At 73.3% G+C, this 19,667-nt stretch carries 16 protein-coding genes; 11 read left to right on the top strand and 5 right to left on the bottom strand.

The genetic code is table 11. The annotated features are described in order from the left end of the window. The first annotated feature begins 240 nt into the window (after window positions 1-240). Together NMK34_RS20250 and NMK34_RS20245 are read left to right on the top strand one after the other, a co-directional pair. A complete protein-coding gene (locus tag NMK34_RS20250; RefSeq protein WP_318334771.1) occupies window positions 241-1,272 on the top strand; it encodes a ferrochelatase in 1,032 nt (343 codons plus the stop codon). Window positions 1,273-1,305: 33 nt separating this feature from the next. Continuing rightward, window positions 1,306-2,085 (top strand): HAD-IIA family hydrolase, encoded by a 780-nt coding sequence (locus tag NMK34_RS20245; RefSeq protein ID WP_091048117.1) that lies wholly within the window; start codon window positions 1,306-1,308, stop codon window positions 2,083-2,085. A gap of 16 nt (window positions 2,086-2,101) precedes the next feature. Here NMK34_RS20245 and NMK34_RS20240 read toward each other — a convergent pair whose 3' ends face one another. Continuing rightward, window positions 2,102-2,896, bottom strand: coding sequence for a hypothetical protein (locus tag NMK34_RS20240; RefSeq protein ID WP_135241109.1), 795 nt, complete (start codon window positions 2,894-2,896; stop codon window positions 2,102-2,104). Window positions 2,897-3,057: 161 nt separating this feature from the next. Between NMK34_RS20240 and NMK34_RS20235 the strand changes: the two genes are divergently transcribed. After that, window positions 3,058-3,870, top strand: coding sequence for a DUF3097 domain-containing protein (locus NMK34_RS20235; protein ID WP_318334770.1), 813 nt, complete (start codon window positions 3,058-3,060; stop codon window positions 3,868-3,870). A gap of 380 nt (window positions 3,871-4,250) precedes the next feature. On the opposite strand, the gene NMK34_RS20230 is transcribed toward NMK34_RS20235, so the two are convergent. Further along, window positions 4,251-5,561, bottom strand: coding sequence for a serine hydrolase domain-containing protein (locus NMK34_RS20230; protein WP_318334769.1), 1,311 nt, complete (start codon window positions 5,559-5,561; stop codon window positions 4,251-4,253). Window positions 5,562-5,659: 98 nt separating this feature from the next. Between NMK34_RS20230 and NMK34_RS20225 the strand changes: the two genes are divergently transcribed. The 4 genes from NMK34_RS20225 (at window position 5,660) to NMK34_RS20210 (ending at window position 10,469) form a co-directional block, all read left to right on the top strand. Next, complete coding sequence (locus NMK34_RS20225; protein WP_194803063.1) at window positions 5,660-6,133, top strand: NfeD family protein; 474 nt, start codon at window positions 5,660-5,662, stop codon at window positions 6,131-6,133. Between the two features lie 5 nt (window positions 6,134-6,138). After that, the gene (locus tag NMK34_RS20220; RefSeq protein ID WP_318334768.1) at window positions 6,139-7,245 is read left to right on the top strand and encodes an SPFH domain-containing protein; all 1,107 of its coding nucleotides are present in this window, start codon (window positions 6,139-6,141) and stop codon (window positions 7,243-7,245) included. A 128-nt stretch (window positions 7,246-7,373) separates the two neighbouring features. Next, window positions 7,374-8,177: a hypothetical protein gene (locus NMK34_RS20215; protein WP_318334767.1), complete on the top strand. Its 804-nt coding sequence runs from the start codon at window positions 7,374-7,376 to the stop codon at window positions 8,175-8,177. Window positions 8,178-8,267: 90 nt separating this feature from the next. After that, window positions 8,268-10,469, top strand: a complete 2,202-nt coding sequence (locus NMK34_RS20210; RefSeq protein WP_318334766.1) for a transglycosylase domain-containing protein — start codon at window positions 8,268-8,270, stop codon at window positions 10,467-10,469. A gap of 14 nt (window positions 10,470-10,483) precedes the next feature. Here the strand turns inward: NMK34_RS20210 and NMK34_RS20205 are convergent, their stop codons facing one another. Next, window positions 10,484-11,134 carry a thymidylate kinase gene (locus tag NMK34_RS20205; RefSeq protein ID WP_318334765.1) on the bottom strand — a complete coding sequence of 217 codons (651 nt, stop codon included), beginning with the start codon at window positions 11,132-11,134 and terminating at the stop codon, window positions 10,484-10,486. Between the two features lie 122 nt (window positions 11,135-11,256). Here NMK34_RS20205 and NMK34_RS20200 point away from each other — a divergent pair, with 122 nt between their 5' ends. Beyond that, window positions 11,257-11,817, top strand: coding sequence for a dihydrofolate reductase family protein (locus NMK34_RS20200; protein ID WP_318336383.1), 561 nt, complete (start codon window positions 11,257-11,259; stop codon window positions 11,815-11,817). Between the two features lie 4 nt (window positions 11,818-11,821). Here NMK34_RS20200 and NMK34_RS20195 read toward each other — a convergent pair whose 3' ends face one another. Next, on the bottom strand, window positions 11,822-13,654 hold the full coding sequence (locus NMK34_RS20195) for a thiamine pyrophosphate-requiring protein (RefSeq protein ID WP_318334764.1): 1,833 nt from the start codon (window positions 13,652-13,654) through the stop codon (window positions 11,822-11,824). A 103-nt stretch (window positions 13,655-13,757) separates the two neighbouring features. On the opposite strand from NMK34_RS20195, the gene NMK34_RS20190 reads away from it, so the two are divergent. The 3 genes from NMK34_RS20190 to NMK34_RS20180 all read left to right on the top strand — a co-directional run bounded on the left by NMK34_RS20190 (window position 13,758) and on the right by NMK34_RS20180 (window position 17,971). Continuing rightward, the gene (locus NMK34_RS20190) at window positions 13,758-14,570 is read left to right on the top strand and encodes a TrmH family RNA methyltransferase (RefSeq protein WP_412098958.1); all 813 of its coding nucleotides are present in this window, start codon (window positions 13,758-13,760) and stop codon (window positions 14,568-14,570) included. 44 nt (window positions 14,571-14,614) lie between these two features. Next, window positions 14,615-16,066, top strand: a complete 1,452-nt coding sequence (argG, locus tag NMK34_RS20185) for an argininosuccinate synthase (protein ID WP_013475951.1) — start codon at window positions 14,615-14,617, stop codon at window positions 16,064-16,066. Window positions 16,067-16,129: 63 nt separating this feature from the next. Continuing rightward, complete coding sequence (locus tag NMK34_RS20180) at window positions 16,130-17,971, top strand: PucR family transcriptional regulator (protein WP_412098903.1); 1,842 nt, start codon at window positions 16,130-16,132, stop codon at window positions 17,969-17,971. A 313-nt stretch (window positions 17,972-18,284) separates the two neighbouring features. Here the strand turns inward: NMK34_RS20180 and NMK34_RS20175 are convergent, their stop codons facing one another. Further along, the gene (locus NMK34_RS20175; protein WP_318334761.1) at window positions 18,285-19,634 is read right to left on the bottom strand and encodes a hypothetical protein; all 1,350 of its coding nucleotides are present in this window, start codon (window positions 19,632-19,634) and stop codon (window positions 18,285-18,287) included. Window positions 19,635-19,667 lie beyond the last annotated feature (33 nt).

Here is a 19,667-nt window from a genome sequence, read left to right as displayed (position 1 = left end):
GCCACCGTCGCCGCCGAACTCAACGGCCGCCCACGCAAAACGCTCGGCTGGGACACCCCAGCCGAGCGCCTCGCTAAGCTCCTAGCCGTCACCGACTAGCCAACGTGTTGCAACGACCCCTTGAAACCGCCGCCTCGTGCAGCGGAAGGGGCCCTTATTAACACGGCGCGGCCCGGGTGGTCACCACACCGACCAGGGGGCGTCGCCACGCCGTGACGGCGGGCGAGGAAGAATGGCCCCATGGCGTACGACGCGTTGGTGCTGGTCTCCTTCGGCGGCCCGGAGCGGCCCGAGGACGTTCTCCCGTTCCTGCAGAACGTGACCCGGGGGCGGGGGGTGCCGCCCGAGCGGCTGGCCGAGGTCGCCGAGCACTACCTGCACTTCGGCGGGGTGTCCCCGATCAACCAGCAGTGCCGTGACCTGCTCGCGGCGATCCGCGAGGACTTCGCCGCCAACGGCGTCGACCTGCCGGTCTACTGGGGCAACCGCAACTGGGATCCGATGCTCGCCGACACGGTGGCGCGGATGCGCGACGACGGGATCACCCGGGCGCTGGCGTTCGTCACGAGCGCGTACGGCGGCTACTCCTCCTGCCGGCAGTACCAGGAGGACATCGCCTCGGCCCGCGCCGCCGTCGGCCCGGACGCCCCGCTGATCGAGAAGCTGCGTCAGTTCTGGGACCACCCCGGCTTCATCGAGCCGCACGCCGACGCGGTCTGCGCCGCGCTGGCCCAGCTCGACCCGGCGAAGCGGGACAGCACCCGGCTGGTCTTCACCGCGCACTCCGTCCCGATGTCCGCGGCGGCCACCGCCGGCCCGCACGGCGGCCGCTACACCGCGCAGCTCGAGGAGGTCGCCCGGCTGGTGCACGCCGCGGCCGCGCCCGACCTGGAGTACGACCTGGTCTGGCAGAGCCGGTCCGGGCCGCCGCAGGTGCCGTGGCTGGAGCCGGACGTCAACGACCACCTGGCGACGCTGCCCGAGCAGGGTGTGACGAGCGTGGTGGTCAGCCCGATCGGTTTCGTCTCCGACCACCTCGAGGTGGTGTGGGACCTGGACACCGAGGCGCTGGAGACGGCCAAGCAGCTCGGCCTGGACTTCGTCCGGGCCGGCACCCCGGGGGTCGACCCGCGGTTCGTGGCGATGGTCCGCGAGCTGGTGCTGGAGCGCACCGCACCGGAAGGGGAGCGGCTGCGCCACCGGCTCGGCGAGCTGCCGGCCTGGGACACCTGCCCGGCGCTGTGCTGCGTACCCCCGGCCCGCCGGCCCTGAGCCCGACCCGACGACACCCCTGGGGACGACACGATGCTTGACCGCAAGCCGGTGCAGAGCTGGCTCACCGACATGGACGGCGTGCTGGTGCACGAGGGGCAGCCGGTGCCCGGAGCCCCGGAGTTCGTCAAGAAACTGCGTGCCTCCGGCAAACCGTTCCTGGTGCTGACGAACAACTCCATCTACACCCCGCGCGACCTCCAGGCCCGGCTGGCCCGGATGGGCCTGGACGTGCCGGAGGAGGCGATCTGGTCGTCCGCGCTGGCCACCGCCCAGTTCCTGGCCGACCAGCGGCCGGGCGGCACCGCGTACGTCATCGGTGAGGCCGGCCTGACCACGGCGCTGCACGCGGTGGGGTACGTGCTCAGCGACTTCGCCCCGGACTACGTGGTGCTGGGGGAGACGCGCACCTACAGCTTCGAGGCGATAACCAAGGCGATCCGGCTGATCAACGACGGCGCCCGGTTCATCTGCACCAACCCGGACGCCACCGGCCCGTCGATGGAGGGCGCGCTGCCGGCGGCCGGCTCGGTGGCGGCGATGATCTCGAAGGCGACAGGTGTCGACCCGTACTTCGTCGGCAAGCCCAACCCGATGATGATGCGCTCGGCGCTGAACACCATCGACGCGCACTCCGAGTCGACCGCGATGATCGGCGACCGGATGGACACCGACATCCTGTGCGGCCTGGAGGCCGGACTGGAGACGATCCTGGTGCTCACCGGCATCAGCAGCCGGACCGAGGCCGAGCGGTACCCGTACCGTCCGTCGCGGATCGTCGACTCGGTGGCCGACCTGATCGACGAGGTCTGAGCCGGGGTCTGCGGCGCTACAGCCGCAGCGGCGCGTTGCAGGCGGCCACCAGGGCCTGCCGGCACGCGGTGGTCAGCGGCCGCAGGGCCGCGTCCCGCTGCTGCGCTTCGTAGGTGTTGACCGCGCCGCCGGGCGCGCTCTCCCCGGCCAGCGCGAGCACCCGATCCAGTACGGCGGCGCGGGCGAACAGGCGGCGGGCGCGGGGGTCGAAGCCGGGCGGCAGGTCGGTGGCGCCGTCCGGCCGGCGCAGCGCGGCGAGCGCCCCGGCGAGTTCGGGCCGCCACTGCGCGACGTCCAGCCGGGTCAGCGTGGCGGTGGTCTCGGCCAGCACGGCGGCGAGTTCGGCCTCGGCCTCCGCCGCACCGGGCGTGGTGAGGGACGCCTTCGGCGCGTCCGCCGGCAGCGGATGCACCCGCCAGAGCACCGTCTCCCAGGTCATCCCCGAGCCGGAGGTGTGGGTACGGACCTCGGGCACCAGCCCCATCCCGCTCGCCACCACGGCCTCGCCGGCCACCAGCGCCGCCCCGGCGAACGCGCCCGGGCCGGGCAGGCCGCGCGGGTCACCGGGCGCGGGCAGCACCAGGCGGATGTCGTCGGGTGAGTGCTTGGCGAGGCTGGGCAGCGCCTCCCGCAGCGACACGTCGGTCCAGGTGCCGGGGGCGTCGGCGACGAGGTGCTCCTCGTCGCCGGCGACGGCGTCGGCCACCTCGTCGAAGGGCACCAGACCGGCTCGCCAGGCACGCACCCAGGCGACGAACCGGCTCGACCGGCGCGGAGCCAGCGTGGCCGCGCCCGTTGCGGGGGAGGACATGCGGAAAGGGTACGTGCTCCGCGCCGCTGCTGTCTCGGCTGCCGCTCCGGCGGCGCGACCTGGCCCCAACTACCCCCTTCGCACCGTTTCGTGCCGACGGATGACGGCCAGGTCGGCGCGTCGGCGAGCGACACGCCGGGGCGCTGGTTAGCGTCAGCGGCATGGCGGGGCGATACGACGGGGACGTGCTGGCCGGTGACTGGCGACGACGGAAGGTCACCCCCGAGGTCGACGCCGAACCCGACCTGGTGGTCGAGGACGCCGACTCCGGGTTCTGCGGCGCCGTGGTCGGCTTCGACTCCGGCGCTGTCGTGCTGGAGGACCGGCACGGGCGGCGGCGCAACTTCCCGCTGCTGCCCGCCGCGTTCCTGCTCGACGGCAGGCCGGTCACGCTGCGACGCCCGACCCGCGCGCCGGTGCCCGCCGCGCGCCGGCGTACCGCGTCCGGGTCGATCGCTGTGGACGGCGTACGGGCGCAGGTCGCCAAGGCCAGCCGGATCTGGGTCGAGGGCGTGCACGACGCCGCGCTGGTCGAGCGGATCTGGGGCGACGACCTGCGCATCGAGGGCGTGGTGGTGGAACCGCTGGACGGCATCGACGCGCTCGCCGACGAGGTACGCGCGTTCGCGCCCGGCCCGGGTCGCCGGCTCGGCGTGCTCGTCGACCACCTCGTACCCGGCTCGAAGGAGAGCCGGATCGTGGCCCGGGTGAACTCGCCGCACGTGCTGGTGACCGGGCACCCGTACGTCGACGTGTGGCAGGCGGTACGCCCGGCGGCGCTCGGCATCGCCGCGTGGCCCGTGGTCCCTCCCGGGCAGCCCTGGAAGGAGGGCGTCTGCGCGGCGCTCGGTGTGGGTGAGCCGGCCGACATGTGGCGGCACATCCTGTCCCGGGTGGACAGTTTCGCCGACGTGGAGACGCCGCTGATCAACGCGATGGAGCGCCTGATCGATTTCGTCACCGAGCCGGTCTGACCGGTTGGGCCTCTGTAGTGGTTGCGGTTGAGGGCCGGGGGCGACCGTGCCCGGCTCCGGGCGGTCAGGCTTGATCCCTGCGCCGGTCACGGTCGCCCCCGGCCCTGCCGTGCACCGACTCCGCCCGCCCCCGGACCTCCTGTCCCCGCCTCGGTCTCCCTTCCGTCTCCCGTCCTCGCGCCCCTGGCACCCCTCGCCAGGGTGATCAAGGAGTTTGCGGGCGTATCGGAGATCAACGCCGACACAAACTCCTTGATCACCGGGCGGAGTGGTGCGGGTGTGCGTCGATCATGGGGTTGTGGTCCCACGGATCGGGCATAGCGGGGCGAAATGGGGGCCGCAAGTGCAAGATCGGCGGGGCGGAGGGCGGAGGGCGGGGGTCAGGGGAGTTCGTCGGGGGTTCGGGTCAGGACGAAGGTGGCTATGTCCAGGGCTGTCGGGGTGCCGGAGGCGTCGCGGATCACCGTCAGGATCTCGCCGTCCTGAGAGCCGGAGCGGCCCCGCCACCGGTCCGGGCCCTCCGGGGTGAAGCGGAGCAGCGGCCGGCCCACCTGACCGCCGACCAGGTCGCCGGCGGCGTCGACGCGGAACTCGTACTCGCCGCCCATCCACCACCAGCGGCCGGTCAGCGCGGCCACGTCGGCGGCGGGCGGGCCGGCCGGGCGCCAGGGGGCGGGCGCGGCCGGTTCGGCGTCCAGCACCAGCGTGAGCGCCTCGCGGCCGAGCGCGCCGATGTGGTGGCCGCGCAGCCCGTACGCGTTGGCGAAGTTGACCACGGCGGTGCGTGTGGGCCGGTGCACGGCCAGGCCGGCGACGTACCCGGGCATGGAGCCGCCGTGCCCGACGTACACCCGGTCGCCGACCCGGTAGAGCTCGATGCCGAGGCCGTGCCCGCCGCTCCACGAGTCCAGGTCGTTGATGACGACGGGGGCGCACATCTCGGTGAGCGTGGCGGGGGAGAGCAGCGCCGGGTCCGGGTCGGCCAGGAACGCCGCCCAGCGGCCCAGGTCCTCGACGGTCGACCAGAGCTGCCCGGCCGGAGCCATCGCCCCGGTGTCGGTACGCGGCTCCTCCCGCAGCGTCTCGTGCCAGGGGTGGACGACGTAGCCGTGGGCGTACGGCTCGGCCGGGTGGTACGTGGTGCGGCGCATGCCCAGCGGCACCAGCAGCCGCTCGGTCAGCAGCTCCGCCCACGGCGTGCCGGTGATCCGTTCCAGCACGGCGCCGAGCAGCCCGTACGCCAGGTTCGAGTAGTGGTAGACGAAGTGCGGCGGATAGGCGATCTTGTCCGGCGTCAGCCCTGCGAGCAGCGTGTCCAGGTCCATGCCCTCGGCGCGTTCCCACCAGTCGCCGTCCGGCTCGCGTTGCAGGCCGCCGGCGTGGCCGAGCAGCTGGCGCACCGTCACCGCGCCGACCGGGGTGCCGGGGAGGTGGGCGTCGAGCGGGTCGTCCAGCGCCAGCCGCCCGGCGTCGCGCTGTTGCATCACCAGCACCGCGGTCATGGTCTTGGTGATCGAGCCGACCCGGTACTGCAGGTCGCCGTCCGGGCGGGGCGTCTCACCGGCGACCGCCAGGTGTGCCGGCCGGCCGTCGCGGACCACGCCGAGGGCGAGCGAGGGACCACGCCCCTCGGCCTGGGCCCGGGCGACCAGCAGGTCCACCTGACGCGCGGTCTCGGGCAGCAGGGGCATGTCGTCCTCCTCGTCGGCCGGCGGCGCGGTACGCCGTGCCGAGCCTAGCGATCATGACAGTTCGATGACACGTGCGTTGACGTGTCACGATTGTTCTCGTGGACGCCGTGTTCTGGATCGTTCTGGGTGTGGTACTAGCGGTCGCCGAGATCTTCACGACGACGCTCTTCCTGATCATGTTCGGGGTCGGGGCGTTCGCCGCCGCCGGCGCCGCGGCGCTCGGTGCGCCGGTGGCGCTCCAGGCGGTGGTCTTCGCGGTGGTGTCGGCGCTGTCGGTGGCGGTGGTCCGTCCGGTGGTCCGGCGGCACGCCCGGCCGGCGCTGGAGACCGGTGAGCAGCCGTTCGGGGTCGAGGCGTTGGAAGGGGCCACCGCTGTGGTCCTGGAGCCGGTCGACGCCGACCGGGGCATGGTCAAGATCGATGGTGAGCTGTGGACGGCCCGCTCGTACGACGCGACGCGCACGTACGCCGAGGGTGAGCGGGTGCAGGTCATAAAGGTCCGGGGCGCTACCGCCCTGGTATGGCAGGACGACATTTCCACCCCGGGCGAGCTGCCCGAAGCGAAAAGGTGAACGGTATGGAGTTTCTGGCGATCCTGATGATCGCGGTGGCGTTGATCGGCGTGGTGACGTTGTTCAAGGCGGTACGGATCGTGCCGCAGCAGCGTCAGGACGTGGTGGAGCGACTCGGCCGGTACAAGCGCACGCTGAACCCCGGCCTCAACCTGCTGGTGCCGTTCGTCGACGCGGTGCGCACCAAGGTCGACATGCGCGAGCAGGTGGTCAGCTTCCCGCCCCAGCCGGTGATCACCTCCGACAACCTGGTCGTCTCGATCGACACGGTCCTCTACTTCAAGGTGGTCGACTCGGTTCGCGCCACCTACGAGATCTCCAACTTCCTCCAGGCCATCGAGCAGCTCACCGTCACCACGCTGCGTAACGTGATCGGCTCGCTCGACCTGGAGCGCGCGCTGACCAGCCGCGAGGAGATCAACAGGCACCTGTCCGGCGTGCTGGACGAGACCACCGGCCGCTGGGGCATCAAGGTGACCCGGGTCGAGATCAAGGCGATCGAGCCGCCGCCGAGCATCCGCGACTCGATGGAGAAGCAGATGCGCGCCGAGCGGGACCGCCGTGCCGCGATCCTTAACGCCGAGGGGCACAAGCAGTCGCAGATCCTCACCGCCGAGGGTGAGAAGCAGGCCGCGGTGCTGCGCGCCGACGGTGACCGGCAGGCCCGGATCCTCCAGGCGGAGGGCCAGGCGAAGGCGATCCGTACCGTCTTCGACGCGATCCACACCGCCAACCCGAGCCAGAAGGTGCTGGCGTACCAGTACCTCCAGGCGCTGCCGCAGATCGCCAACGGCACCGCCAACAAGGTCTGGATCGTCCCGACCGAGCTGACCAAGGCCCTGGAGGGCATGGGCGGCGCGCTGGGCGGGCTGGCGAACATGGCCGGCGACGTGCCGTCGCCGGAGGCCGCCAAGAGCGCCGGCGAGGTCGAGCGGGAGGCCGCCGAGGCCGCCCAGGCCGCGGCCGTCGCGGCCCAGGAGATCCACGACGAGGTACGCGTGGCGGAGGCGCAGGCCACCGGCGGGAGCAACCCGAAGGGTCTGCCCGCGCCGGAGCCGGTTTCCCCGGCCAGCCTGGTGAACGACCCGGCGGACCAGCGCGAACGGGGCTGACCGGCAAATCCGAGAATCCCTCATGCGGCGCTCCGGCGACTGCCACCATCGGTTCCAGGACGGGTGGTGAGCAGGGCCGGAGCGCCGTTGCGCGTCCCGGGCCACCCGCGGCGCGAACGAGGTGAGGCATGAAGGACCCGGCGAACCGGCTGTTCTCCCGTACCCCGGTCCCCGGCGCGCACGACCCCGCCGGGCCGATCGGCTCCCGGCGTACCGGAGGGGGTTTCGGGGTTCTCCCGTTCGTCTCCGAACCCGGCCCGGGAGCGCCGGCCACCGACGCGACCTGGGCCTGGTCGATCCGCCGGTTCGCCCGCGCGGCGGTCTGGCTGCTCCCGGCGTACGCCGTCCTCTACGGCCTGGTGGCGATGGCCAGCGACGGCGGCGTGGGCAACGACCCGTACCCGGCCGACGGACGGCCGCTCTACCTGGTCGGCTGGGTCGCAGCGGTGTGGCTGGGGCTGCTCGCCCTGCTCGCGCTCACCGGTCTGCTCGCCGCCACCCGCTGCCGCCGCGTCGCGCTGGCCGGGCTGCTCGCGAGCATCGGCGGAATGGTGCTGATGCTGCCGTTCGCCGGGCTGGCCGAGCAGACGCCGGTGTTCGGCGTGACCGCGCGGGGCATCGTGCTGTTCGGCGCCACCCTCTACAGCGTGGGCTGGTTCCTCACCGGCTGGTCGGTCGCCCGGTCCGGGATGTTCTCCTACGGCGACGGGACGATGCTGATGATCGCCGCCCCGCTGCTCGGCCTGGGCGGCGCGCTGATCGGCTCGCTGCAGACGTTCGGCGCGATCTTCGTGCTGGTCGCCGGCATCGGCATCGGCTACCGCAGTGGCCGGCTGGTCCCCGAGACCATCGCCCGGGACGCCGCGGCGGCGAGCGTCGCCGCCGCACCGATGCCGCCCGCGTCACCGAAGGGCCCACTCGGGGCGGGCTGACCGTTTCGGAGCTGAACGGTTGCCGTGAGGTAACTGACAGTTGCCTGGCGAGGTGGCCGGTAGGCGGCTTTCGTGGCAATCCTTGCGTCCATGCCGTCTCCCAGGTCGCCGCTGTCGCGGCTGTTCACCGTGCTGCTGGCCGGCCTGCTCGCCGGGCTCGTCCTCGCGCTCGCCGCGCTTCCCGGCGGCCTGCTCGGCGGGTTCGCCGCCCGGGCCACGCTCGGCGCGTACGCGGAGCTGCCCGACGCGCTGCGCACCCCGGTGCAGCCGCAGCGCTCCTACCTCTACGCCAACGACGGCACCACGCTGATCACCACGTTCTACGACGTGAACCGCACCGACGTGCCGCTGGCCGAGATCGCCCCGGTGATGCGGCAGGCGATCATCGCGGCCGAGGACCGGCGGTTCTACTCGCACGGCGGCGCTGACCTGCGCGGCATCGCCCGCGCACTGGTGGCGAACGTCAAGGGCGGCGGCACCGAGCAGGGCGGCTCCACGCTGACCATGCAGTACGTCCGCAACGTGCTCAAGACCGACCCGAACCGCACCCCGGAGGAGCGGCAGGCGGCCACCGAGCAGACCGTCGGGCGCAAGCTCCAGGAGATCCGGTACGCGAACGCGCTGGAACAGTCCCTGTCCAAGGACGAGATCCTCAACCGTTACCTCAACATCGCCTACTTCGGTTCCGGCGCGTACGGCATCGCCGCCGCGAGCCAGCGCTACTTCGGCAAGGCCCCGGGCGACCTGACGCTGGGCGAGGCGGCGCTGCTCGCCGGCCTGGTCCAGTCTCCCGACGCGTACAACCCGATCGACGGCGACAAGGACCAGGCGCTGACCCGGCGCGGGTACGTGCTCGACGCGATGGCCGAGACCGGCGCGATCACCGCGCAGCAGGCCGCCGCCGCGAAGGCCGAGCCGCTGACGCTGCGCCCGACCGCCCAGCCCAACGGCTGCACCGCCACCGCCCAGGGGCACGACGACTGGGGCTTCTTCTGCGACTACCTGCGCCGCTGGTGGCTCACCCAGCCGGCCTTCGGCAGCACCCCCGAGGAGCGGGAGCAGGCGCTGCGCCGCGGCGGCTACCGGGTCGTCACCACGCTCGACCCGAAGATCCAGCAGACCGCGCAGGAGCAGGCCACCAAGGTCTACGGGTACGGCAACAAGCGTGCGCTGCCGATCGCGGCGGTCGAACCCGGCACCGGACGGGTGCTCGCCATGGCGGTGAACCGGCACTACAGCCTCGACGCCAACCCGGACGGGCAGGCCAACCACCCGAACACGGTCAACCCGCTGATCTCCGGCGGCGCCAGCGTCGACGGCTACCAGGCCGGCTCGACGTTCAAGATGTTCACCATGCTGGCCGCGCTGGAGGCCGGCAAGCCGCTGGCCACCGGCTTCGACGCCCCCAGCCGGCTGCCCACCCGGTACGCCTCGGACGACGAGGGCAACTGCGACGGCACGTGGTGCCCGGCCAACGCCAACCCGCAGTGGATGGACGGCTACCGGATGATGTGGGACGGCTTCGGCCGCTCCGTCAACACGTACTTCGTCTGGCTGGCCGAGCAGGTCGGCGAGGACAAGGTGGTGGAGATGGCCCAGCGTCTCGGCATCACCTTCCGGGCCGACTCCGACGCCGCGTTCGCCCGCGACAACGCCGCCAACTGGGGCGCGTTCACGCTCGGCGTCGCCGCCACCACCCCGCTCGACCTGGCGAACGCGTACGCCACGGTGGCCGCCGAGGGCACGTACTGCACGCCGCTGCCGGTGGTCTCGGTGACCGCGCCCGACGGTGACGCCGTCGACGTGGCGCAGCCGTCCTGCAAGCGGGTACTCGAACCGGACGTGGCCCGCGCCGCCACCGACGTGGCCCGCTGCCCGGTCGGCCAGCAGTCCGCGTTCGACCAGTGCAACGGCGGCACCGCCACCGCCGTCGACCGGATCGTCGGCCGCCCGGTGGCCGGCAAGACCGGCAGCTCGGAGCGCAACGCCACCGAGACGTTCGTCGGCTACACCCCGCAGGTCGCGGTCGCCGGCATCGCCGCCAACCCGGACGACGTCAACGACCTGGCCGGCTCCGCCGTGCAGGCGAAGGTGATCGACGCGGTGGCCCGGACCATCAAGACGGCGCTCACCGGCAAGCCGGTGGCCGGCTTCACCGCGCCGAGCCGGGCGCTGGTCGGCGACCCGCAGCGCCCGCAGCCGCCCCGGCGGACCGAGCCGGACCGCCGCGAGCAGCGCCAGGAGAGCGAGCTGCCCTCCGACGTGCTGCGCTGGCTGCGCGGCCGCGGGTAAGGAAGGGCCCCTTCTTAACGCCTCCGGTAGAGGAAGGGCCCCTTCTTAACACCGCGCCGCGGCGCCGGACCCGCAACCGCGTCCACGACGGCGTCGAGGGCGGCGGCCACCTCGTCCGGGGTGCCGTCGCCGTCGAGCGTGACGAACGAGCCGAACTCCGGCAGCGCCCGGTACGCGCCGTCCAGCGCGCACAGGTGCGCCAGCTCCTCGGCGTCGATGCCCCGCGCGGCCACCCGCCGCCGCGCCACCTCGGGCGAGGTGGCCAGGAAACACACCACCGCCGGGCGCGGGAAGACCGCGTACGCGGCGCGCACCACGCGCCGTCCCCGGTCGCCCCGGGCCGCCATGATCACGTCCTGGCACCAGGTCCACCGGTCCAGCACCGCCACCCGTCCGGTCAGGCGGACCACCGCCACGGTCCGGGCCATCGCCGCCGCGCGCACCGTCGCCTCCAGGACCGGATAGACGGTACGGCCGAACAACGCCACCCCGTCCGGCCGGCCGAGCGCCCGCGCCAGCCGGTTCCACAGCGGCCGCCCACCGGCGTTCTCGAAGTACCGGGCCCGGACACCCCGCTCGCGCAGCCGCGCCGCGAGCGCCCTGGCCTGGGTGGTCTTGCCGGAGCCGTCGACGCCGACCAACGCGATCATCACCGGGCGGCCCACAGCCCCGGACGCTAACGCACCCGGACAACGATGCGCGCGACGTGTCGGATCCGCTCCGGCGGCTCCGACCCACCGGTGAGCGCGCCCCGGCCGGGACGCGCCGCAACGCGGAGGAACACATCATGGGCAAGGTCATCTACGGGGTGCACACGTCGGTCGACGGCTTCATCGAGGGCCCGAACGGCGAGTTCGACTGGCCGGAGATGGGGGAGGAGCTGTCGGCGTACTCGATCGGGCTGGCCGAGCGGGCCGACGCGTTCGTCTACGGGCGGCGGGTGTGGGAGATGATGTCCTCCTACTGGCCGCAGGTCGAGTCGATCTCCGACCACCCGCACGACCTGGCGTTCGCGCCGATCTGGCGGCGTACCCCGAAGGTCGTGGTCTCCCGCACGCTCGCCGAGGCCTCCCACGGCGCCGTGGTGGTCGGCGGCGGCGACCTGGCGAAGGAGTTCGCCGAGGTCCGCGAGCGGTTCCCCGGCGACCTGCTGGTCACCGGCGGCACCGGGGCGGCGACGGCGCTGGCCGCGCTCGGGCTCGTCGACACCTACGAGGTGATCGTGCACCCGGTGGTGCTCGGCGGCGGACGGCAGGTGCTGCCCGGCCTGGCCCGGCAGAGCCTGCGGCTGGTCGAGACGCGCCGGTTCGACGGGCGGTCGGTGCTGCTGCGCTACGCGCGGGCCTGACGCCTCAGCGGCCCCGGCGGCGGGGCCGGTACGTGGCGAGCGCGGCCGGTACGCCGCGCCGCACGATGCCGGCCCGGTCGCTGTCCCCGCGCAGCACCGCGGCGGCGGTCTTGCGGGCCTGCTCGGCGGTGAAGTGCGGCGGCAGCATCAGCTCGGCCGGGTCCACCACGGCGTTGACCACCACCGGGCGGTCCGCGTCGAGCACCCGCTGCCACAGGCCGTCCACCCGGTCGGGGGAGTCGACCAGCTCACCGCCGAGGCCCAGCACCTCGGCCCAACTGTGGTACGCGACGTCCGGCAGATCCTGGCTGTCCGGGAACATCGGCGTGCCCTCGCCGGAGCGCTGCTCCCAGCTGACGAACGCCAGCTCCCGGTTGTTGAGTACCAGCACCACGAAGCGGGGGTCGGCCCACTCCCGCCAGTACCTCGCCACCGTGATCAGCTCGTTGACGCCGTTCATCTGCATCGCGCCGTCGCCGAGCAGCGCGATCACCGGGCGGTCCGGGTGGGCGAACTTCGCCGCAAGCGCGTACGGCATGCCGCCGCCCATGGACAGCAGCGTGCCGGAGAGGCTGGCCAGCATGCCGGGGCGGACGCGCACGTGGCGGGCGTACCAGGCGGTGGCGGTGCCGCAGTCGACGGCGAGCATGGCGTCGTCTGGCAGCGCGTCGTCGAGCGCGGTGAACAGCGACTGCGGGTTGACCGGGTCGGCCGCCTGCGCGGCGACCTCACGTTGCGAGGCCCGCCACTTGCCGGTGGCGTCGGCGAGGGTGGCCCGCCAGGCGGTCGGGCCCGGCCCCGGGCCCAGCTCCGTGAGCAGGGCGCGCAGCGTCGGCCCGGCGTCGCCGGTCAGGTTCACCTCGGTCGGGTAGCGCAACCCCATCCGGCTGCCGTCGATGTCGATCTGCACCGCCCGGGCCTGGCCCTGCCGGGGGTAGAACTCCGAGTACGGCATCTGGCTGCCGACGATCAGCAGCCTGTCGCACTCGCGCATGAGCTGCCAGCTCGGGCGGCTGCCGAGCAGGCCGATCGCGCCGGTCACCCAGGGCTGCCGGTGGTCGACGGCGGTGAAGCCGAGCAGCGCGGTGGCGACCCCGGCGCCGAGGCGGTCGGCGATCCGGCGTACCTCGTCCTCGGCGCCCAGCGCGCCCTGCCCGACCAGCATCGCCACCCGCTCGCCGCCGCGCAGCACCTCGGCGGCGCGGCGCACGTCGGCCTCCGGCGGCACCGCCGGCTCGCTGCTCGGCACCGCGCTGGTGTGGTAGTAGCCGTGGGCGTGCGGCGGGTCGGGCACCGCCGGCAGGTCCTGCACGTCGGAGGGCAGGACCAGGGCGGTCACGGTACGCCGGGCCAGCGCCGTGCGGCAGGCCCGGTCGACCAGGTGCCGGGCCTGCGACGGGTCGTCGAGCTGGGCCAGGAAGGCCGAGGCCACGTCCTTGTAGAGCGCGAGCAGGTCCACCTCCTGGTAGTAGCCGCCGCCCTCGGCGGGCAGCGCGGTGTGCCCGAGCAGCGCCACCACCGGCTGGTGGTCGAGCTTCGCGTCGTAGAGGCCGTTGAGGGCGTGGATCGCGCCCGGGCCGCTGGTCACCACCACGCAGCCGAGCGGGCCGCCGCCGTACTTGACGTGCGCGCCGGCCGCGAAACCGGCTGTCTCCTCGTGCCGGACCTGGATGAACCGGGCCCGTGCCTCGGCGCGTTGCAGCGCCGAGGTCATGCCGTTGATCCCGTCGCCCGGGTAGCCGTAGTAGCGGTGCACGCCCCACTCGGCGAGCCGGGCCACCAGGTAGTCGGCGACGGTGGCGTCGCGGGGGAGGTTGCCGTCGTGCTCCGCGCCCATCGTGGTCCCTCCGTCACCGTCGGCCTCCCGGCTTGCTTCCCCGCCCGGGACGACGGAAACCCGGCCCGCGCCGGAACCGCAGCCGGGTGCCGGGCAGAATCGCCTGGTGCCCGTCCACGAGATCACCGACCCCGACGACGACCGGATCGCCGACTACCGCGCGCTCACCGACGTGGAGCTGCGTACCCGCTGGGAACCGCCGCACGGGCTGTTCATCGCCGAGGGGGAGCTGGTGCTGCGGCGGGCGCTGCGGGCCGGCTACCCGGCCCGGTCGTACCTGGTCGACGCCAAGCGGGTGGACCAGCTCGCCGACCTGGACACCGGTGACGCGCCGGTGTACGCGGCCACGCCGGACGTGCTCCAGCGGGCCACCGGCTTCCACGTGCACCGGGGCGTGCTCGCGTCGTTCCACCGCAGGCCGCTGCGCTCGGCCGGCGACGTGCTCGCCGCCGCCCGGCGGGTGGTGATCCTGGAGGACGTCAACAACCACACGAACCTGGGCGCGATCTTCCGGGGTGCCGCCGCGCTCGGTGTCGACGCGGTGCTGCTGTCCCCGACCTGCGCCGACCCGCTGTACCGGCGCAGCGTACGGGTCAGCATGGGCGAGGTGTTCGCGGTGCCGTACGCCAAGCTCGACAGCTGGCCCGACGGGCTGGACCAGGTCCGGGCGGCCGGGTTCACGGTGCTCGCGATGACGCCGGCGCCGGATGCCGTACCGATGCAGCGGCTGACCCCGGCGCAGCGCGAGCGGGCGGCGTTGCTGCTCGGGGCGGAGGGGCCGGGGCTGACCGCGGCGGCGCAGGCGGCCAGCGACGTGCGGGTGGTGATCCCGATGCGGCGCGGCGTGGACTCGCTGAACGTGGCCGCCGCCGCGGCGGTGGCGTTCTGGGAGCTGGGGCGTGACGACCCGCTCTGAGGACTGGCTTGCATGACCATGCGACGCCGTGCATAATCTTCCTTGTGTCCAAGGTTCTCACCTCCCTGCCCATCGGCGAACGTGTCGGCATCGCCTTCTCCGGCGGCCTCGACACCTCGGTAGCCGTCGCGTGGATGCGCGACAAGGGCGCCGTCCCCTGCGCCTACACCGCTGACATCGGCCAGTACGACGAGCCCGACATCGCCTCGGTGCCCGGCCGCGCGCTCAGCTACGGCGCCGAGGTCGCCCGCCTCGTCGACTGCCGCGCCGCCCTGGTCGAGGAAGGGCTGGCGGCGCTGACCTGCGGCGCCTTCCACATCCGCTCCGGCGGGCGGGCCTACTTCAACACCACGCCGCTGGGCCGGGCCGTGACCGGCACGCTGCTGGTCCGCGCGATGATCGCCGACGACGTGCAGATCTGGGGCGACGGCTCGACGTTCAAGGGCAACGACATCGAGCGGTTCTACCGGTACGGCCTGCTGGCGAACCCGCAACTGCGGATCTACAAGCCGTGGCTGGACACCGACTTCGTCACCGAGCTGGGCGGCCGCACCGAGATGTCGGAGTGGCTGCTGGAGCGCGGCCTGCCCTATCGGGACAGCACCGAGAAGGCGTACTCCACCGACGCCAACATCTGGGGCGCCACCCACGAGGCCAAGACGCTCGAACACCTGGACACCGGCATCGAGACGGTCGAGCCGATCATGGGCGTGAAGTTCTGGGATCCGTCCGTGGAGATCCCGGCCGAGGACGTCACCATCGGCTTCGACCAGGGCCGCCCGGTGACGATCAACGGCAAGGAGTTCGGCAGCGCCGTCGACCTGGTGCTGGAGGCCAACGCCATCGGCGGCCGGCACGGCCTGGGCATGTCCGACCAGATCGAGAACCGGATCATCGAGGCCAAGAGCCGCGGCATCTACGAGGCCCCCGGCATGGCGCTGCTGCACGCCGCGTACGAGCGGCTCGTCAACGCGATCCACAACGAGGACACGCTCGCGAACTACCACAACGAGGGCCGCCGCCTCGGCCGCCTCATGTACGAGGGCCGCTGGCTGGACCCGCAGGCGCTGATGCTGCGCGAGTCGCTGCAGCGCTGGGTCGGCACGGCGGTCACCGGCGAGGTCACGCTGCGGCTGCGCCGGGGCGAGGACTACTCGATCCTGGACACCACCGGCCCGGCGTTCAGCTACCACCCGGACAAGCTGTCGATGGAGCGCACCCAGGACTCGGCGTTCGGCCCGGCCGACCGGATCGGCCAGCTCACCATGCGCAACCTCGACATCGCCGACTCCCGGGCCAAGCTGGAGCAGTACGCCTCCGTCGGCATGGTCGGCGGCGGCACCCCGCAGCGGATCGTCGGCGCCGCCCAGGCGGCCTCGACCGGGCTGATCGGCGCCATGCCGCAGGGCGGCGCGGAGGCCATCGCCTCCCGGGGCGTGCCCACCGCCGAGGACGAGGCGCTCGACCGGGCCGCGATGGAGTTCGGCGTCGACTGATCGCCGTGGCTCGTTCCGTCTGCCCGCCCGCCGGTCCCCGCCTTCTCCGCGGGCCGGCGGGCGGTGTGGCTTTCGGCAACGGTGGTGACGCAGGGTAGCGTGTCGCCCGTGTTCCCTACCGTGCGTGAGGTGCTGGACCTGGTGCCCGTGCGCCACGGCGCGCCGCGCCTGGTCGCGGGGAACGCCGGGCTGGACCGGTCGGTGCGCTGGGTGCACATCGCCGAGGTGCCCGACATCGCCACCCTGCTCGGCGGCGGGGAACTGGTCCTCACCACCGGGATCGGCCTTCCCGGCGACGACGCCGGCCTCCGCGAGTTCATCGGCGCCCTGGCCGACGTCGGCGTCTCCGGGCTGGTGGTCGAACTGGGCCGCCGCTACGTCAGCGGAGTCCCACGCGTGATGGCCGCCGCCGCCGAACGACGCGGCCTGCCCCTGATCGAGCTGCGCCGGGGCACCCCGTTCGTCCGCATCACCGAGGCGGTGCACGCGCTGATCGTGGACGCCCAGCTCACCGAGCTGCGCGCCACCGAGGAGATCCACCAGCGGTTCACCGACCTGTCGGTGGAGGGCGCCGAACCGGCCGAGGTGCTGCGGCAGGCCGCCGAGCTGGCGGGCTGCCCGATGGTGCTGGAGAACCTGTCCCGGCAGGTGCTCGCGTACGACCCGGCGGGGGAGAACGCTCAACTGCTGCTGGACGGCTGGGAACGGCACTCCCGGCAGATCCGCCCGCCCGGGCGCACCGCGTACGACCCGGACAGCGGCTGGCTCGTCACCACTGTCGGCGCCCGGGGACAGGACTGGGGACGGCTGCTGCTGCGCTGGCCGGCCACCGAGTCCACCCCGCCGACCCGGCTGACCATCCTGATCGAACGGGCCGCCTCCACGCTGGCGCTGGGCCGGCTGATCCGCCGCGACGCCGAGGGCCTGGAACGGCAGATCCACCGCACGCTGCTGACCGCCCTGATCGACCACACCCGCCCGGTGGACGAGGTGGCGCTGCGCGCCAAGGCGCTCGGCGTCGTCCTGGACCGTCGCCACCTGGTCGGCGTCGTGGTCCGCCACCGCGCCGACGAGCCGGCCGGAGACACGGGCGCCCCCGACGACGAGCCGGCCGCCCGCCGGGGCGCGCGCCGCGACACCGACGCCGAGGACCCGGAAGCCGGCCCGGCCCGGCTGCGCGACCTCGCCGAGGCGGTCAGCCAGGCCGTCCGGGACGCCAAGCTCACCGCGCTGACCAGCCCGCTCGACGACCAGGCCGTGGGCGCGCTGCTGGCGCTCCCCGACCCGGCCGCCGAGGAGAAGGCACTGTCCGCGTTCGCCGCGGCGTTGCGCCGGGTACGCCTCGACGCCGTCCCCGCCCGCCCTCCGGCGTCCCGCCCGCCGGAGTCGCCTGACCGTCCCGGCGGACGGGCCGTGGCGTCGGGGAGCGCGCGGCCGGTCGACGCGCCGCCCCGGGCCGCGATCGTGGTGGCGGCCGGGTCCGGTGTGAGCAGCCTGCGCGAGGCACGCCGGTCACTGATCGAGGCGCGGCAGGTCGCCGAGGCGGCCCGGCGGGATCCTCGGGATCTGCCCTGCTACCGGCTGCCGCACGTGGGGCTGGCCGGGCTGCTGCACCTGCTGCGTGACGAGCCCCGGTTGCAGACGTTCGTCGAGCGGGAGCTCGGGCCGCTGCTCGCCTACGACGCCCACCACCCGCGGGAGCAGTTGCTCGGCACGCTGCGGGCGTACCTGGAGCAGGGACGGAACAAGTCGGCCGGCGCCGCCGCGGCGCACCTGTCCCGGCCGGCGTTCTACGAGCGGCTGGCCCGTATCGGCCGCATCCTCGACGCCGACCTCGACTCGGTCGACAGGTGCCTGTCCCTGCACGTGGCCCTGCTGGCCCTCGACGCCATCCGCACCCCCTGACCCCGAGCCCCGCCCCACGGGCTCGCCCGCGTCGATCATGAGTTGACGGTGCCGATCCCGAACGAACCGCCGGTCCAACCTCATGATCGCCGCCCGCTCGGGCCGCTCCTCGCCGATCTTGGAGTTGTGGCGCCCGTAATGCTCCTCATGTGAGGTTTGCGCGGTGCCACAACTCCAAGATCGATCAGGCGGGAGTGTTGATCATGAGGTTGGGCCGGGGTTTTGCCCGAATTCGTGCCGCCAACCTCATGATCGACGCGGCGAGGGCGGGGAGGGGAGGGGGCGGGCTGGTGGGGGGAGGGGTCAGGTCAACTCAGGTCAGGGCGGTCAGGGTCTTGGCGTAGAGGGCGGGGACGTAGTTGTCGCCGCCGGGGGTGAACACGTCGGAGGTGGCCGCCGCCTGCCAGGCGGTGTCGGGCAGCGCCGCGACCAGGGCGCGCACCACAGGGGCGTCGCGCCACTGGTCCTGCTGGGCGAGCAGGCTCAGCGCGACCACCGACTCCTCCACCTCGCCCACGCACTCGAACGGCTTGTGCCCGTCGATGCCGAGCAACTCCCGGTAGCCGGGGATCTGGGACTCGTCGGCCAGCAGGTCACCGCCGAAGATGCCGGTCAGCCGCTCGCGGGGCATGAACGGCGCCATGGCCAGGAACACGAACCGGCACTTCGGGCAGTCGCGGCACCAGCGCTCGCTCGCGTCGCGCAGCTTGAACGCGGCGTTGCAGCTGGTCACCACCGCGTCGTACCGGTCGATCTCGGCGAACAGCCGGGCGATGTGCAGCTCGGACAGGGAGCGCAGCAGCGAGAAGTACGGCTCGGTGAGCCCCGCGTGCTCGGCCAGCGCCGCGCGCAGCAGCCCTTCGGCCTCGACGCCCTTCGACCACTGGTGGTTGATCTCGTGGCCGTTCCAGATCAGGTTCGGGTCGGACGCGGAGCGCTCGTTCGACATCACCACCGGGCCGAGCCCGTGCAGGACGGCGGTGGCCACGGCGATCAGCGAGTTGATCGCGGTGACCGGGATGTGCCCGTTACGCGCGCCTGCGGCGTTCAGCTCGAACAGCACCGGGTCGAGCCGCCGCCGGGCGGCCAGCGGCACCAGGTCCGACGCCTCGTTCACCGACACGATCACGTGGTTCGGGTTGACCGAGAACGGCACCGGGTCGAGGCCGGCGCGGCGCAGCGCCTCCAGCGTGACGATCGAGTCCTTGCCGCCGCCCACCGCCGACAGCGGACGGCGGTCGGAGTTGTCCACCGGCACGGCCGGGTCCACGGTGCCGGACGGCACCTCGGGACGCAGTTCCAGCACGTGCGGCAGCTCGTTGCGGTACGCGTACTCGGCGAGGCCCTTGGTGTAGACGGCGGTGACCAGCTCGACGGCGGCGGCGCCCAGCGGCGCGGGCAGCACCAGCCGGGGCGGCGCGGCGGCCTTGTAGTAGCTGACTCCGGCGACCACGTGCAGCAGCTCCAGCACCCGGGACAGGGTGGCAGCCGTGGCGTCGGAGACCGGCTCGGCCGGCAGCGGAAGCGTGATCACCTCGGTGAACCGCTGCTCGCCGTCGGGACCGGTCAGGGCGTAGTCGAACAGGACCTCGCCGGTGGCGAAGTCGATCGAGTAGGACGGGAAGGTGAAGGCGTCCATCCGCCGCAGCTGCTCGTTGGGCACACGCCATACTAGGCCCTGGTTCGTCCGTCCGTG

It is taken from the genome of Micromonospora sp. BRA006-A (assembly GCF_033433935.1).
Lineage (GTDB): Bacteria > Actinomycetota > Actinomycetes > Mycobacteriales > Micromonosporaceae > Micromonospora > Micromonospora aurantiaca.
Note: the sequence above shows the minus strand (reverse complement) of the source record. Positions and strands in the feature narration are given on the sequence as shown.

Excerpts from the sequence above, each read along its gene's own strand:
- NMK34_RS20250 (WP_318334771.1), top strand. The coding sequence starts at position 241 with ATGGCGTACGACGCGTTGGTGCTGGTCTCCTTCGGCGGCCCGGAGCGG.
- NMK34_RS20245 (WP_091048117.1), top strand. The coding sequence starts at position 1,306 with ATGCTTGACCGCAAGCCGGTGCAGAGCTGGCTCACCGACATGGACGGC.
- NMK34_RS20240 (WP_135241109.1), bottom strand. The coding sequence starts at position 2,896 with ATGTCCTCCCCCGCAACGGGCGCGGCCACGCTGGCTCCGCGCCGGTCG.
- NMK34_RS20235 (WP_318334770.1), top strand. The coding sequence starts at position 3,058 with ATGGCGGGGCGATACGACGGGGACGTGCTGGCCGGTGACTGGCGACGA.
- NMK34_RS20230 (WP_318334769.1), bottom strand. The coding sequence starts at position 5,561 with ATGCCCCTGCTGCCCGAGACCGCGCGTCAGGTGGACCTGCTGGTCGCC.
- NMK34_RS20220 (WP_318334768.1), top strand. The coding sequence starts at position 6,139 with ATGGAGTTTCTGGCGATCCTGATGATCGCGGTGGCGTTGATCGGCGTG.
- NMK34_RS20215 (WP_318334767.1), top strand. The coding sequence starts at position 7,374 with ATGAAGGACCCGGCGAACCGGCTGTTCTCCCGTACCCCGGTCCCCGGC.
- NMK34_RS20210 (WP_318334766.1), top strand. The coding sequence starts at position 8,268 with ATGCCGTCTCCCAGGTCGCCGCTGTCGCGGCTGTTCACCGTGCTGCTG.
- NMK34_RS20200 (WP_318336383.1), top strand. The coding sequence starts at position 11,257 with ATGGGCAAGGTCATCTACGGGGTGCACACGTCGGTCGACGGCTTCATC.
- NMK34_RS20195 (WP_318334764.1), bottom strand. The coding sequence starts at position 13,654 with ATGGGCGCGGAGCACGACGGCAACCTCCCCCGCGACGCCACCGTCGCC.